Source organism: Flavobacterium panacagri (assembly GCF_030378165.1).
In the GTDB taxonomy this organism is placed as follows: domain Bacteria; phylum Bacteroidota; class Bacteroidia; order Flavobacteriales; family Flavobacteriaceae; genus Flavobacterium; species Flavobacterium panacagri.
In genome coordinates this window covers 3,903,415-3,917,871 of record NZ_CP119766.1, presented here as the reverse complement: position 1 = coordinate 3,917,871, position 14,457 = coordinate 3,903,415, and the positions used below count along the sequence as shown (strand labels likewise).

Annotated in this window: 15 protein-coding genes; 4 read left to right on the top strand and 11 right to left on the bottom strand. The window is 33.5% G+C overall.

What is annotated here, in order from left to right:
- Window positions 1-10: 10 nt before the first annotated feature.
- Genes P2W65_RS17160 through P2W65_RS17150 form a run of 3 tightly spaced genes read right to left on the bottom strand, consistent with a single transcriptional unit; the run spans window position 11 to window position 1,351 of the window.
- Window positions 11-472 carry a hypothetical protein gene (locus P2W65_RS17160; protein ID WP_289659461.1) on the bottom strand — a complete coding sequence of 154 codons (462 nt, stop codon included), beginning with the start codon at window positions 470-472 and terminating at the stop codon, window positions 11-13.
- Between the two features lies 1 nt (window position 473).
- Window positions 474-1,058 (bottom strand): response regulator transcription factor, encoded by a 585-nt coding sequence (locus tag P2W65_RS17155; protein ID WP_289659459.1) that lies wholly within the window; start codon window positions 1,056-1,058, stop codon window positions 474-476.
- A 26-nt stretch (window positions 1,059-1,084) separates the two neighbouring features.
- The gene (locus P2W65_RS17150; RefSeq protein ID WP_289659457.1) at window positions 1,085-1,351 is read right to left on the bottom strand and encodes a hypothetical protein; all 267 of its coding nucleotides are present in this window, start codon (window positions 1,349-1,351) and stop codon (window positions 1,085-1,087) included.
- A 155-nt stretch (window positions 1,352-1,506) separates the two neighbouring features.
- Here P2W65_RS17150 and P2W65_RS17145 point away from each other — a divergent pair, with 155 nt between their 5' ends.
- From P2W65_RS17145 to P2W65_RS17135, 3 genes are all read left to right on the top strand, one after another.
- The gene (locus P2W65_RS17145; protein ID WP_289659455.1) at window positions 1,507-1,872 is read left to right on the top strand and encodes a hypothetical protein; all 366 of its coding nucleotides are present in this window, start codon (window positions 1,507-1,509) and stop codon (window positions 1,870-1,872) included.
- A gap of 105 nt (window positions 1,873-1,977) precedes the next feature.
- Entirely contained in the window at window positions 1,978-2,409 is a 432-nt protein-coding gene (locus P2W65_RS17140; RefSeq protein ID WP_289659453.1) for a DUF6173 family protein, read from the top strand.
- Between the two features lie 163 nt (window positions 2,410-2,572).
- Window positions 2,573-3,436: a hypothetical protein gene (locus P2W65_RS17135; protein ID WP_289659451.1), complete on the top strand. Its 864-nt coding sequence runs from the start codon at window positions 2,573-2,575 to the stop codon at window positions 3,434-3,436.
- Window positions 3,437-4,192: 756 nt separating this feature from the next.
- Here the strand turns inward: P2W65_RS17135 and P2W65_RS17130 are convergent.
- From P2W65_RS17130 to P2W65_RS17115, 4 genes are all read right to left on the bottom strand, one after another.
- Window positions 4,193-5,692, bottom strand: a complete 1,500-nt coding sequence (locus P2W65_RS17130; RefSeq protein WP_289659449.1) for a TlpA disulfide reductase family protein — start codon at window positions 5,690-5,692, stop codon at window positions 4,193-4,195.
- Between the two features lie 473 nt (window positions 5,693-6,165).
- The gene (locus tag P2W65_RS17125) at window positions 6,166-7,056 is read right to left on the bottom strand and encodes a helix-turn-helix domain-containing protein (RefSeq protein WP_289659447.1); all 891 of its coding nucleotides are present in this window, start codon (window positions 7,054-7,056) and stop codon (window positions 6,166-6,168) included.
- A gap of 61 nt (window positions 7,057-7,117) precedes the next feature.
- Window positions 7,118-7,936 (bottom strand): SDR family NAD(P)-dependent oxidoreductase, encoded by an 819-nt coding sequence (locus P2W65_RS17120; protein WP_289659445.1) that lies wholly within the window; start codon window positions 7,934-7,936, stop codon window positions 7,118-7,120.
- Window positions 7,937-8,149: 213 nt separating this feature from the next.
- Entirely contained in the window at window positions 8,150-9,031 is an 882-nt protein-coding gene (locus tag P2W65_RS17115) for a helix-turn-helix domain-containing protein (protein WP_289659443.1), read from the bottom strand.
- A 191-nt stretch (window positions 9,032-9,222) separates the two neighbouring features.
- On the opposite strand from P2W65_RS17115, the gene P2W65_RS17110 reads away from it, so the two are divergent.
- Window positions 9,223-9,987: an SDR family NAD(P)-dependent oxidoreductase gene (locus P2W65_RS17110; protein ID WP_289659441.1), complete on the top strand. Its 765-nt coding sequence runs from the start codon at window positions 9,223-9,225 to the stop codon at window positions 9,985-9,987.
- A 470-nt stretch (window positions 9,988-10,457) separates the two neighbouring features.
- Here P2W65_RS17110 and P2W65_RS17105 read toward each other — a convergent pair whose 3' ends face one another.
- From P2W65_RS17105 to P2W65_RS17090, 4 genes are all read right to left on the bottom strand, one after another.
- On the bottom strand, window positions 10,458-10,910 hold the full coding sequence (locus P2W65_RS17105; RefSeq protein WP_289659439.1) for an Lrp/AsnC family transcriptional regulator: 453 nt from the start codon (window positions 10,908-10,910) through the stop codon (window positions 10,458-10,460).
- 140 nt (window positions 10,911-11,050) lie between these two features.
- On the bottom strand, window positions 11,051-12,043 hold the full coding sequence (locus tag P2W65_RS17100; RefSeq protein WP_289659437.1) for a bile acid:sodium symporter family protein: 993 nt from the start codon (window positions 12,041-12,043) through the stop codon (window positions 11,051-11,053).
- Between the two features lie 162 nt (window positions 12,044-12,205).
- Window positions 12,206-13,237 carry a methionine synthase gene (locus tag P2W65_RS17095; protein ID WP_289659435.1) on the bottom strand — a complete coding sequence of 344 codons (1,032 nt, stop codon included), beginning with the start codon at window positions 13,235-13,237 and terminating at the stop codon, window positions 12,206-12,208.
- Between the two features lie 33 nt (window positions 13,238-13,270).
- Window positions 13,271-14,323, bottom strand: coding sequence for a DUF1852 domain-containing protein (locus P2W65_RS17090; protein WP_289659433.1), 1,053 nt, complete (start codon window positions 14,321-14,323; stop codon window positions 13,271-13,273).
- Between the last annotated feature and the right edge of the window lie 134 nt (window positions 14,324-14,457).

Below are 14,457 nucleotides of genomic sequence, written 5' to 3'. Positions count from 1 at the left end.
GTTTTGATCGTTAATCAAAAAGAGTTGTTTTAACTGTAATTGTTTCAGTACCGATATCGGGTAATTGCAGAATAAGGAGATTAATACGTTCTTGTAGTTCATTCTGCTTTGACAGATAGAATGAGCGTAGTGTTTTTTTGTCTGTAAATGATATGTATTTTGCTTCTTCAAGTGCGATAAGTTGTTTCCCATAATCCTGTTGGTCGTTTTGTAGTTTTTTGATCTCTGGCGAAGTTTTACATTGCTCTAGTAAGTAATGTAATGACGCTAAAGTGGCGATTCCATTTGCGGGAGATCCGTTTGTTTTTAAATATTTATTAAAAGCTTCAGTCGCAGATAATGAATACAATCTCATTAAAGACTTTATAAATTTCATACCTTCTAAAATTTCGCTCTGCCAAGTTTTAGGAAATGTCGTTTTTATCATTTCCAATGCTTCAACTCCCGTATATGTAAAATTTGATAGACTCATCTTATTGGATAATTTTTTGATTTATAGCTTTTGTTACTAATCCCGACTTTGATTTCACGTTCGCCTTTTCAAAAAGGTTTTGTTTGTGAGTGCTTAAAGTACTATCAGAAATCTTTAATTTTTGAGCAATTTGTTTATCTGCTAAATCAGAAGCCATTAGCGTTACAATCTGAATTTCTCGAGCAGTTAACGGATTGCCATCGATAGTAATAGATTTTGTTTTCCATTTTAGACAATTACAGTTGTGTGAGCATAAAAAATTATCTCCTTTGTTTAGCTTTCCATTTTCGTGAAAGTCTGCCACATGATCAGCAGCGCCAAAAATGCAAAACGAGTACTTTTCAATAGCTTCTTCTGGACTTAGGTGTTTCAGATCTTCAAAAGCGATATCGTCTGACATCATTTGCTTAAAAATCTGCGCTTTCTTTTCGGGTGCCAGTTCTCTAAATCGATACGTTTTGCCATCAGAAATGAAAAAAGTCTGCTTTGATTTCCTATCTGCAAAAATTTCGGTTCTTTTATCACCCAGAGCCATACCCGCTGGTATTTGGTGAATTTCATTTTTAATTGTAGATTTGCCTTCCATTAGTTTAATCTTTTATTAGGTTTTACTTAAATCTTACCCGAAGTTCCAGCTTCGGGTTTTTTTTTGTTGTTGAAAATCTCTCTTCGCAGATATTGTATTCTTTTTAGCTCAATATCTTTTTTTTCATATAATTCTATTAATGCATTTTCGATATCATTATTAGAATTTCTACCATTAAAAACATGGTTTATGTAAGATTCACTGAAAGGTTTTCCCTTTCTACTAACTACTCCTTTTAAGTTTAGAAGTGCTTGAACGTCTTTAGAATACCCATTTTTAAAGACTTTCTTCATTTTGTTTCGTTGTCCAACGGTGATCATAGATAAGTACTATTTTGAAATGATATAATTATTGTATTTTTACTACGTTGTTACTACGTCATAACTACGGCAAATATATATTATTTTTCATATAATATATTATTTTTAATATAAAATTTTTAAAACAAATGCAGACAGAAGGAGAAAGATTACTCTATTTGATTGAAAGTAAAGAGATTAACCTTAGACAATTTTGTCTGAAAAATGATATATTATATACCACATTGCACCCAATTATTTCCCAAAACAAGCCTTTAGGGATGAATGTCTTAAAAAAAATATTGGGAGCTATACCAAATGCAAACGTGAATTGGATCTTAACTGGAAAAGGAAAAATGGAATTTGATACTGACGATTCTGTCAATGAAAATGAAACATTTTATGAGAAAATGGATCATGGCTACGTAGCATTTTTGAAGTACTTGGAAAAAAACACTACTAAAGAAAAACTAATTGAAATTATAAATGAAGTTTTGTCAAAAAGAGAATCCTAGAAAAGAGGAAATTAAAAAAAATGATATCACGATACGGGCTTCCGATAATGACAGCGAACTAACTAAGAGACTGATATATTTAATAATTAAAGTAAATTTTAAATCATGAGTGATCCACACAGTTTATCTGCTATCTCCAAAATTATGTCCAATATTCCTAAAAATATTAATATGAGCTATCCAAGACTAGAATTTATTGATAAAAATGCCCCATATTATGCATCTGCATATTATGAAAAACTTGTAGATTCTATTGTTGACTTTGAAAAGGTTCTAAATGAGAACGAAGAAGTGGGGGCTAAATTAGCAACTTTTGGAGAGTCAATTTTAATACATATTGAAGATATTGGTTATAAAAATCCTCGTCTTATAATATTTTACGGTAAAGATTTAAATGGCAATAATGTCCAATTAATTCAACATGTAAATCAAATTAGTGTATTGCTAATGGCTGTAAAAAGAATTGATCCTAATCGCCCTCGTATAGGATTTAGACTATCTCAAGAGATTGAAAAAGAAAAAGAATCTGAAGATTAATATTTTTTTTAAAACTCATTACTTCCTACAAACTTCCCAGTACAAAATTTTCAATACTGATTTATAACACGTTGTAGAGAATGTCTGTTACATGTCGAAAAAATCATTGAGTTATCTAAAAAATGTAATGAAAAAAAATCGAAACTAACAAAATTTAAATTTTATGGAATCTTTTGGAGATAAATTAAACACTGTAAGAGGGAACACAGTTTCATTGTTATTTAATCAGGCAGAAATGGCACAACTAACGTTAATGTCTTTTGAACAAAATATACAGTGGCTAAATGAATTAGAAGACAGTAATACAGTTTCTGTCTCATTCCCTATTGGTTTTAATGATGACCATACTCCATTGATGAGCAATGCACGCGAATACAAAAAGGAGGTACTTATCAATAAATATTCACAATTAAGCTATGTAAGCTTACCTCTAAATACCATTTTTCAGTTAGTTACCCTAATTGAATCTTTCCTAAATGATATTCTACGAATGATTCTTATTGAATACCCAAACAAAATACCATCTAGCAAAAAGGTAGATATTAATTGTATCCTATTATCTAAATCAATTGAAGAAGCAAAAATTCAAATTGTAGATACTATACTAAATGAAATTGCTTATAAATCTCCAAGAGATTATGCAGTTGAATTTGAAAAATATACCGGTGTTAATTTACTTGAAAATCCTGTATTTCATAAGTATATCGAAATTAAAGCTACTAGAGACATACACATCCATAATCTCGGAATTGCAAATGATATTTATATGACAAAAGCTGGAATTCTAGCAAGAGTTAAAAGTGGTCAATATTTACCGGTTGACCTCCAATATTTTTTAATGTCATATGAACAATGCTTACAATTAACTGAAGTTTTAGAAACAGAAATGGATAAAATTTGGCCAAGTGCAGTTTATCGTAAAAAAATTGCAGAAGAAGTAGATGATGATGCAATTCAAAACAAAGCTAAAAAACCTAAAACTACACCAGTAAAAAAAACTACCATACAAAACAAAATTAAAAAGTAAGTTCCCATAAATTTCCCAATACATGAATACGAACATTGATTTACAACACTTTACACCGTATGTTTGTTTCCAGTCGAGGTCACAAAAATCCCATTTCTAACGAAATGGGATTTTTTTTATGTCTAATTATTTGCTAATTGAACTATCTGTGATGAAATAATTTTTTCAAAACTTCCCCACAAACTTCCCAATATATTTTAGTGTGAAACTTTACAAATAAGTGTTAACGAGCTAGAAGCTCTCGCTAGCGAGAGAGGTAAAAATTGGTCAATTTCTTTAATTTTTGATACTAAATATAATAATTCCAAAATAATTTTAGCTTCCTACTCATCTGCCTGAATGCCATTCTTACAAAAAAAAACAATAACAGCTGTTTATACTGAAACATATTTTGATCCTTTGTAAAAAATAAAGCTTCAGATATACTCTGAAGCTTTAAATAATATGCAAACAGCTTATTGGCTAATCAATTTTAATAACCACTTTTCCAAAATGAAATTTGATACTTTATCACCTATTAAAAGCTAAGTGAATTTTAAAGATGTTTGTGAGTTTTTTCTATTATGGATCGTATCAAAATAGAAAGAATAGCACCATGGTAAGAGATATTCAATGAAAAAATATTAAATAAAAAGACAAACATTAATGCTCATCTTCACTTTTTTGCTTACATCTCTCTTTTTGAATACGTTGAAAATTAGAAATCCTAGTTTCCTAAATTTGAAGCATGAGCCAAGCAGACAGATGCTTTGTCAATTACTGATTCTTTTTAACCAGATCTACTATTGTGCTTAATTCTTCTACTGCAGCTTCATTGGAACCTGTAAAACCTGTCAGCTTAAACCGGATAAAACCATTGCCGTCCACAATAAACTTAGCAGGTATACCTTGCGCTCCATAAGCAGAAACTACTTTATTGTCTCCTGTTTTTGGGTTTTTTAAATCCATCAGCACTTTAAAACTGTACTTATTAGCAGTAATGTAATCTTTCGCTTCTACAGCTGGATCATTTTTTGTCTTTTCCCAAGTATGGATAAAAAGAAATTCTACCGTTTTATCGCTGGCATATTTATTTATGGCCATCTGCATAGCTGGAAAAGATTTTTTACATGGACCGCACCAGGTAGCCCAAAAATCAAGAATAACAACTTTGCCGCTGTAATCACTCAAACTTACAGTATTACCGTCAACATCACGAAGCGTGAATGCGGGCGCTTTTTCCTTAATTATCTCAGAAGCTAGTTTTTCTTTTAAAAATTTAGACTGTGCACTGCTAACATCCTTCATATAATTCGAATAAGCCGTCTCGTCACCTTTATTCTTTAAGTATAAAGTATGAAATAAAGCCTCAATATCTTTGCTTGCTTTCCCAGATGTAATAGCCGTTTGCAGTACTTCAAAAGCTTTATCTTCATTTTGAAGAGATACCAGAATTTTGGCATATGTAAAAGTGCCTGAATCAGATTTCTTTTTTGCATTCTTATCATATTCATCTAAAACAAGCATTGCCTGGTTCTTTTTATTATTTTTTAATAATAAATCGGCATACATTGGAAGCAGCGAATAATATCCTAATCTGGCAAATCCTGCCTCATTGGATTTGTCGTCAGGATTATCGATATAAATTTTGCTGCATCTTACTGACTCTTCCATTAACACAAGAGCTTCAGAATAATGCTCCTTAGCGTATAAAGTACTGATTACGCCTGAAAGACCGCTGCTTTTCCAGAAAGTTTCCTGCAGTTTGCCGCAGAACTCAAATGCTTTCTGGTAATTTCCTTCCTTAGCATATGTGCCGGCAGTGCTTGATGCGACATAATCATTTGTCAGACGTTCATCCGGAAATCTGTCCAATGGAAAATCTTTAATCCATCTTCTGTACGCATTTTCTTTTTCCAAGCCCGTTTCAAGCTTAAATATGTTATCAGCTGCAACCTGTCTTGCCGTAGATCCTTTAGGGAATTTCAAAACCAGATTATTATATATTAAATCTGCTGTTTGTTTATCGCCTATTTTTATATAATACATTCTTGCGATCTTTACATAACGCTCCTCTTTATGCTCTTTTAGGGAAGATAATAATGTTTTTACTGATGCTGTATCCTTGGCAGATTTTGTATTCAGTAAAGAATCCATCTGGGCCATTACCTGCTTCTGGCTTAATTTGTCAATCTTTTTAAATTTGTTTTGTCCATAGCTTTCAACAGCTGCCAGAAAAAGCAGAGTAATAAATACTGAAGTTTTAATGTAATTCATTGTGCAGTTTTAAAGTTTGTTTTTATAATTCAAGGTTTAAAACAAGATCAATCCATTCTAAATTCAAAAACAGAACTTATAAATTTTTCTCCATCATTTTACCTTTTTTCAATATAATAACGAACCCAAAACAAAAAACCTAACAATTTGACAAGACTTTCTCGTTTTTAAATAAAAATATGCATTTTAATTTTATGCTTTTACAGATCAGTACAGTTTTAACAGCCAAGTTTCAATGTTAAAAATTTTGCCCTAAAATTAAATTTTTATTTTCTGGCAATATTTAAAGCCAGCTCTTTACAACCTTTGGAAATAGCAGTCCTTCCTTATTAAGACCAAGCCTATGTCCTTGTTTGGGACTATTGGAAAATTAATGCCTATGACACCATTGAGGATAACTTAACAATTCAGAAAATCAGATTCTAAAAGCGAGAAAAAAATTATTTGTTCAGGAAATATTCAGAACCAGTTTTTCAGTTTAAAAAACTCTTTTTAAATTCATTGGGACTGAGTCCTGTTTCTTTCTTGAATAATCTTGAAAAAGAAGGCAGGCTTTCAAAGCCCAAATCATAAGCCACCTCTGAAACAGTAAGATCATTATTGGCTTTTAACTGATTTTTAGCTTCATTAATCAGATAGATATGGATAAGCTCCATTGCCGTCTTGCCCGTCTCCTGTTTTAGCAGGTCGCTCATGTAGCGGGGCGATAAATTCAAAAGAGAAGAAACGGCACTGACTGTAGGGATTCCTTTTTTTTTAATATCATTCTTATTAAAAGATTTCAATGTTTCATTGAATCTAGAAACTGTTTTTCCAGAAATTTCCTTTCGATTTATAAACTGCCTCTTATAAAACCTTTGGGCATACTGCAGCATCGATTCGATATAAGTCAGAATAATATCTTTACTATAGTCATCGATATTATCGTAGTATTCCATTTTAATTTTATGAAAAATATCCCAGACAACGCTTTCTTCTTTCGGAGAAAGAAACAGCGCTTCATTTGTTTTGTAATCAAAATAGGAATATTTGTTTATTTGCTGATGAAGATGATGCCCCAGAAAATAATCTTCATGAATAAAAAGCAGAAAGGCATCTTCTTCATGCTCTACCTGATTGAACTGAATAATCTGCCTGGGTTTTAGAAACATCATACTGCCGGTATCATGATCGTACTTTGTGCGTCCATAAATAATCTCTCCATTTTTAAGTTTTTTAAAACCTATCATGTAAAAATCTGTAGTAAACTCATTTGCTGCCATTGTACAGGCGGTATTGCAGTGCACCAGACTAAACAGAGGATCTTCCGGCAGCGGAAGTCCTATAGAGCGGTGCATATCAGCCAGATGCTTAAAATGTTCCATGTCTTCTTAAATATTGAAAACCGCGCCGATAAGGGCGCAGTTTGATTAAATTAATTTGATGTTACTTCCCATGAGCCGCATTGGCTATTTCGGACCAGGATTCCCATTCTGAAAAACGGTTCTCATAGGCATATTTCACCATAGGAAAACCAGCTTTTCCAAGAAATAGGCGCAGCGGTGGATTTTTGCTTTCTATAAGCTTCAACACCGCAGGCACTGTAGCTTCAGGTATTCCGACTAAATCATCCGATAAAAGTGCAAAAAATTCAGTTCTTACATTTTCATAAACCGGCAGTGCCGAAGATGATTTTGCTGAAGCTCCACCCCACTCAGTTGAAAATTCATTTGGCTCCACGATAGTTACTTTGATGCCAAAACCTTTAACCTCTGCCGCCAGACTTTCGCTTAGTCCTTCCACCGCAAATTTAGAAGCGCTGTAAACCCCTAAAGTAGGAAAAGAAATGAGCCCTAAAGCACTTGACAGCTGAATAATATGTCCCCTGCCCTGTTCGCGCATAATAGGCACTACAGCCTGTGTAACCCATACCAGTCCGAAAAAATTGGTCTCCATCTGCTGGCGAACCTCTTCTTCCGTATTTTCTTCTAAAGTGCCAAATAGACCATATCCCGCATTGTTAATCAAAATGTCTATGCTTCCAAAATGCTCTTTAACTCTCTCAACTGTTTTAAAAACACTGTTGCGGTCTGTCACATCCAATTCAAGAGGCAGAATCTTACCGTTGTATTTATCTGCCAATTCATCCAGTGAACTGATATTTCTAGCCGTTGCAGCTACATTGTATCCTTTTTGTAATAGAGCTTCTGTCCATAATTTACCAAAACCGCGGGATGCGCCGGTTATAAAAACTGTTTTTGCCATGTCTTTTTTGTTATTAATATTATTAATACAAATGTAGACTGCTATTATCCAGGCGGCTTATCCATAAGTCTGAAAGACTTATCCATTTTAACGATTCATATGGATTAACCTGATTTTTTTACTTAATACTAAAAGATCCTCTTCACATTTAAATTTAATAATCGGTCATCATTGGTTCCTAAATTAACTGAATACATAAAAACTACTTTTTGTTTATTTTTTTGAAAACTTCAGAGGTGTAAGACCCGTCTTTTTTTTAAAGAATCGGCTAAACTCTTCCAGATTACTATAGTAAAGCATCGAAGCCGTTTCCGAAACATTATAATTCCCCGATTTTAAAAATACTTTTGCCTGCGAAAGCACCATCTCCTCAATATGTTCCTTTGCTCCCCGTCCTGTATATTCCGTCACTATTTTTGTCAGTACTTGTGTTGTTACATTGAGCTTATTAGAATAATAGGCAACTTTCCTTTCCATATAAAATTTCTTGTGCAGCAGTTCTTTAAAATCTGAAAAGACTTTCTCCTTACCATAGCTATTTTCTAAATTTTGGCCTAAACTCTGTTGTTGCAATATGTTCTCTGTTTCATATAGCAAAATGATAATTAGATTTCTAATAATATCTCTCCTGAAAGGATGTGTTTTTTCTTTTTGTCTATCTATTATCCCATTTATCTCTGATAAAAGATTAGAATACATTTTATTCTCTAATTTAAAATTAAATAAGCCAATGTTATTTAGAAAATAAAATCTTTCCAGAAAATATATATTGCTGAGAGTCTCAGTCAGAAAGCTTTTAATGAATATCACCAAATGACATCTGTAGTCCTTTGACATCTCTATTACTTCAATTATTGTTGCAGGAGTAAATGTGGCTAAAGTGCTAACCTCTAAAACAGCTTCTTCACCATTTATTCTGATTTTTAAAAAACCTGAGGTGCATATTGATATCATGTAACAATTCTGGCGTAATGGAAAGTATCGTATAAAGTTATCAACCCGGCCTTCTGTAACATAATAATCATGAGTATTCCAAGCTACGCTTTCTCCTTGTGTGATATCATCGATTGCTAATAAGGGAATGCTCTTACTCATATTAAATCATGTTTTTTTATCAAAAAAATATATCTTTTTATCAAAAATAGGCTTTTTTTTGACTTTATCTTTACTTATAAATGATCTTAAAGATAAGATGCCACTTTTTGATGCGAAAGAGAAACTTGCAGTCAGAAAGAAACAGCGGCTATATTTTAAGTCAAAAATAATAAACTATTAATACATATATAATGAATAGACTTTCAAATAAAGTTGCACTGATAACTGGTGCAGCAATGGGAATGGGTAAAGCAACTGCTGAATTGTTTGCACAGGAAGGTGCAAAAGTAATTGTTGCTGATTTTAATGAAGAACAAGGCAATAAAGTTGTTGAACAAATTAGAACAATGGGTGGTGAAGCAGCTTTTTGTAAAGTAGATATCTCAGACACAAAACAGGTTGAAGCAATGATAAAATTTACGGTTGATACCTATGGGAGGCTAGATTGTGCAGTAAACAATGCTGCTCTTAAGCCGGATAACAATCCATTTCATGATTTGGATGAAGAATATTATGACCGTCTTCAAGCTGTTGATTTAAAAGGAACAGCACTTTGCATGAAATACGAACTTCGCCAATTTATGACGCAGGGAAATGGCGGATCGATTGTAAATATATCTTCTATAAATGCATTTAAACCTACAGTTGGAAATCCCTCTTACCAAGCTTTCAAACATGGTGTGGAAGGATTAACAAAAGCTGCAGCATTTGAATATGGCGTAAAAGGAATCAGAATTAATTCTTTAGCCCCCGGTGCAATAAAAACTCCTATGCTGACTGCAGCTTTAGAGAGTCAAAATCTTACCGAAGAAGATATCATTCCAAAAATGAGTTTAGTTGGAAGATTGGGTGATGTGAAAGAGGTAGCACAGGGAAGTCTTTTTTTAAGTTCAGATGAAGCCAGCTATGTTCATGGAACGGTCTTACATGTCGGAGGAGGATTTGAACTTATCTAAATAATTATAAATACAACTAGCCTCTCTAATAAGCATAAAGAATTTGATTGCGCATTTATAAAAAAGAGCTTTTAAATATTAGTATTTAAAAGCTCTTTTTTATAAAACTGAAATTGTAGATACTTAAATTCTTTCATTAGCGCTTTATCGTAAAATTAAATTTCACTTAGTTCCGTTAATTATTATCACTAAATTTTGATCTGCTTATTTTTAGTTTTAGTTTATAAATTTACGATCAACAATTTTACTTCAAATTATTATTGTAAAATTCGAAATCATGTTTAATTAACGTTTTTCACATTTAACCTCTTCAGGACAGCCAAACCATTTACAAATAACAATTTAAAAATTATCTTACAAATTCACTTGAAAGTAAGCTAATTTCTTTAAATCATGCATAAAATTTGTGTGAATTTGTGTGAATTTGTATCGTAGAGGTCACAAAAGCCAATAAAAGTCAGACACTACAACTATCCATACATGTTTTTTATCTCCGACATAACAAAGGTACTTTGGGTACTGCCAATACTTTCAACTGAGCCTAATTTATTAAAAACAAAATCCTGATAATGCTTCATGTCTTTGGCAGAAACTTTCATTAAAAAATCGTAATCTCCTGAAATATTATAACATTCTACAATTTCTTCTATTTTCATAATATCACTAACAAACTGATTTCCAATATTACGATCGTGCTGTTTCAATTTGATATTACAGAAAACGATGAATCCCCTATTTAGTTTTTCTGCATCCAGCAAGGCTATATACTTCTTAATATAACCATTGTTCTCCAATCTTTTAATTCGCTCAAAAACAGGCGATGCCGAAAGATTTACCATCTTTGCTAGTTCTTTTACTGTGTATTTAGAATTATCGTGAAGTATATTTAATAACTGAAGATCAATATCATCTATCTGTTCCATTGAATTTTTTACTTTAAATAGGTTTAATTTATTTCTAAATTAGAATAAAATTCTTTAAATACAACTAAAAACAACACAAAAACCCTATTTTACACCAAATAAAAACATAATAACCTGCACTTAATTTCATAAAACAAAAATTATACTTCTTTTCGTCGAGCCATGCCTTGAGCGATGATACTCGCTGCAATCAATTGTAAGGCATGATAAAGCATCAGTGGCAGTAATACGATACCGGTGATAGTACTATGCTGAAAGAGTACTTTTGACATGACGGTGCCGTGTACCAATGACTTTTTAGATCCGCAAAATAAGACCGTAATACGGTCTTCATCTGAAAAACCAAACAGGCGACTGAGTAGTCCAACACAGAGGAATACGGCAAAAAACAAGACCATCATTCCTGTGGCTAGCCCAGCAAGTTCAAGGGCGGTAAAGCCTTCAAAAAGATGTTCGGAAAATGATTTGCAAAACGACGTGTAAATAATCGTTAGAATAACTGCCTGATCGAAATATTTGAGCTGTTTCTTGTATTTTTCAGCAATGGCACCGAAACGGGAATTGAGGCTTATGCCAATAATGACAGGCAGTAAGACTTGTACAATCAACTTTATGGCAATATGAGTAACATCAAAATCACCTGTTGCAGAAGCTATAAACAGCCCAACCCAGAGCGGCGTAACCACTACTCCAATCAAACTGGAAATACTCGCATTGAAAATGGCTGCGGGAATGTTTCCCTTCGCGATGGAAACCATGACCACAGAAGAGGATACTGTTGATGGTAAAGCTGCCAGAAAAAAGACACCCAGCCAAAGCAGCTCGAAACCGTTATTGACAAACAAGGGGCGAAATGCTAAAACAATCAGAGGAAAAAACAAAAAGGTTGTCAACTGGACGATAATGTGCATTTTCCAGTTGGAAAGTCCGGCTTTTAGTTTCTCAACACTTAGCCGCAAGCCATAAAACAAGAAAATCAACGAAACGCCAGTATTGGCAATTTCCTCTAGCGAAATGGGTTCTTTTACCATACCTGGTTTAGGGAAAAAATAAGCCAGCAAAATCATGGTGGCTATCATTAACAGGAAACCGTCGAAACCTGCTTTTTTTAATACTTCTAATAATTTATTCAATCTGTTTTTAATATTATTCCTCCGTAGAGTCAAGATTACAAAATATCTTAGCGCAGATAAACGTGGATTATGTAGATTCATTAGACTGTCCGTAGGCTCTGTTAAATTCTACGGACAGCAAGCTTCAAACAAGGAAACCTTATTCAAATTAATGCATTGTGACTAAATCCCAAGTTCTTTGCGTATAATTTCTGCTCCTGCACTTAAAGCACTTAATTTGCCTCTAGCTACGTTTCGAGATAATGGAGCCATACCGCAGTTTGTAGAAGGGTAAAGATTTTCGGCATCTACAAACTCAAGAGCTTTACGCAGTGTAGCAGCTACTTCATCGGGTGTTTCGATAGTATTGGTTGCTACGTCAATTGCGCCGACCATTACTTTTTTACCACGTACAAGTTCCATTAAATCAAAGGGTACATGGGAGTTATGACATTCTAATGACACAATATCAATATTAGACTTTTGAATTTTTGGAAAAATTTCTTCATATTGACGCCACTCAGAACCTAATGTTTTTTTCCAATCAGTGTTTGCTTGTATTCCATAACCGTAACAAATATGTACTGCAGTTTCGCAGTTTAAGCCTTCAATAGCTCTTTCCAGTACTGCCATTCCCCAATCGTTTACATCATTAAAGAATACATTAAAAGCAGGTTCATCAAATTGGATAATATCCACCCCTGCATCTTGAAGTTCTCTTGCTTCTTCATTGAGCGCTTTTGCAAATTCCCACGCCAGTTTTTCTCTGCTTTTGTAATGATCATCGTATAAGGTATCTACCATTGTCATCGGACCTGGCAAAGCCCATTTTATAGGTTTATTAGTCTGTTTGCGTAAAAATTTAGCATCGTCAACAAAAACCGCTTTTTGACGCGCAACTTCATCTACAACAACAGGAACACTTGCATCATAACGGTCACGAATTTTTACAATTTTACGATTTTCAAAATCTACACCGCTTAAATGCTCGATAAAAGTAGTTACAAAATGCTGGCGTGTTTGCTCGCCATCACAAATTATATCAACCCCTGCCAATTGTTGTTCATGCAAAGAAATGCGTAAAGCATCTTGTTTCCCTTCAAGCAACTGATCTCCTTCTAATTTCCAAGGTGACCAAAGTTTTTCAGGTGGTGCAAGCCAAGCTGGTTTGGGTAAACTTCCAACAATTGAGGTGGGCAATAATAATTTCTTCATAATAAAATAATTTTAATGTGTTGTTGTAATTAATTAAAGAGCGAAATTGGCTGACCATTGTTCCAAGAGCCTTTTGTAAGGCTTAATGAAATGCTCTTCTGCATATTTACCTTGTTCAACAGCCAGTCGGCTGCGCTCTTCGCGGTCATAATCCACGCGAGTCAGTGAATAATCTTCGTGTTTAAGACTAGGTTGATAAATTTTCCCAGCCACTGAATTTGCATTGTAAATTTCGGGGCGATAAATCTTCTGAAAAGTCTCCATCGTGCTAATTGAGCTGATTAATCCAAGATCAGTATAATCAGCAAGCAGATCTCCAGAATGATAAAAAGCCATCGGTGCCGCACTATTCGGAGGCATGAAAAAACGAACTTTTAAGCCCATTTTAGAAAAATATTCATCAGTGAGAGAATACTCATTCTGCAGATACTCAAAACCCAGAACCGAATGCTGATACTCCGTGCGAGTATAGGTTTTGTTACTCGATACACTTAGACAAATGATTGGTGACATCTTAAAGTTTTCTTTATAAGTGTCTGAACTCACAAAGCACTTATAAAGTTTTCCATGCAAATCACCAAAATTTTCAGGAATAGAGAAGTTAGCTTTATTTTTATTGTGCTCGATCAATAAAATACTGAAATCATAATCCCGAACATAAGAAGAATAATTATTTCCGGCAACCCCTTCGATTTGCTGGTCAGTCTTACGATCAATAATATTTGTTTTTAAAACTTCAATCATCGGCAGATCGTTACTACCATTCTTATCATCAATACTCATTGTTACTGTGAGGATTTCAAGTTCTACAAGGTAACGATCCCCTTTTGGATTATCCAGATGAGCCAATGCATTGAATCGATTGTTAATCATATTTAAGGCATTGCGCAAGTTTTGTTGGCGACTAGCTCCTCGAGCCAAGTTTGCAAAATTAGTTGTCAAACGCGTTTTACTTGAGGGGTAATAGTTTTCATCTAAACAAGTGCTCTTTAGTGTGAATGCAAAATCATTTTGGACTGTATACTGAGGGTTTTCAATATCCTGCTTTTCGTTTAATCTTAAATCTTCTTGTAAGTTCGCTTTCATTTGATGAGGGTTTTTAGTTTTTTTACCTTGCAAATTTCAAAATAAAAGATGAATAATTTTTATTTACAAAAAAAATCAGATAATTATTCTTTTTACATTCGTTTTTAAAGATAATTAATCTGTTACGTAATGTT

Excerpts from the sequence above, each read along its gene's own strand:
- P2W65_RS17160 (WP_289659461.1), bottom strand. The coding sequence starts at position 472 with ATGAGTCTATCAAATTTTACATATACGGGAGTTGAAGCATTGGAAATG.
- P2W65_RS17155 (WP_289659459.1), bottom strand. The coding sequence starts at position 1,058 with ATGGAAGGCAAATCTACAATTAAAAATGAAATTCACCAAATACCAGCG.
- P2W65_RS17150 (WP_289659457.1), bottom strand. The coding sequence starts at position 1,351 with ATGAAGAAAGTCTTTAAAAATGGGTATTCTAAAGACGTTCAAGCACTT.
- P2W65_RS17145 (WP_289659455.1), top strand. The coding sequence starts at position 1,507 with ATGCAGACAGAAGGAGAAAGATTACTCTATTTGATTGAAAGTAAAGAG.
- P2W65_RS17140 (WP_289659453.1), top strand. The coding sequence starts at position 1,978 with ATGAGTGATCCACACAGTTTATCTGCTATCTCCAAAATTATGTCCAAT.
- P2W65_RS17135 (WP_289659451.1), top strand. The coding sequence starts at position 2,573 with ATGGAATCTTTTGGAGATAAATTAAACACTGTAAGAGGGAACACAGTT.
- P2W65_RS17130 (WP_289659449.1), bottom strand. The coding sequence starts at position 5,692 with ATGAATTACATTAAAACTTCAGTATTTATTACTCTGCTTTTTCTGGCA.
- P2W65_RS17125 (WP_289659447.1), bottom strand. The coding sequence starts at position 7,056 with ATGGAACATTTTAAGCATCTGGCTGATATGCACCGCTCTATAGGACTT.
- P2W65_RS17120 (WP_289659445.1), bottom strand. The coding sequence starts at position 7,936 with ATGGCAAAAACAGTTTTTATAACCGGCGCATCCCGCGGTTTTGGTAAA.
- P2W65_RS17115 (WP_289659443.1), bottom strand. The coding sequence starts at position 9,031 with ATGAGTAAGAGCATTCCCTTATTAGCAATCGATGATATCACACAAGGA.
- P2W65_RS17110 (WP_289659441.1), top strand. The coding sequence starts at position 9,223 with ATGAATAGACTTTCAAATAAAGTTGCACTGATAACTGGTGCAGCAATG.
- P2W65_RS17105 (WP_289659439.1), bottom strand. The coding sequence starts at position 10,910 with ATGGAACAGATAGATGATATTGATCTTCAGTTATTAAATATACTTCAC.
- P2W65_RS17095 (WP_289659435.1), bottom strand. The coding sequence starts at position 13,237 with ATGAAGAAATTATTATTGCCCACCTCAATTGTTGGAAGTTTACCCAAA.
- P2W65_RS17090 (WP_289659433.1), bottom strand. The coding sequence starts at position 14,323 with ATGAAAGCGAACTTACAAGAAGATTTAAGATTAAACGAAAAGCAGGAT.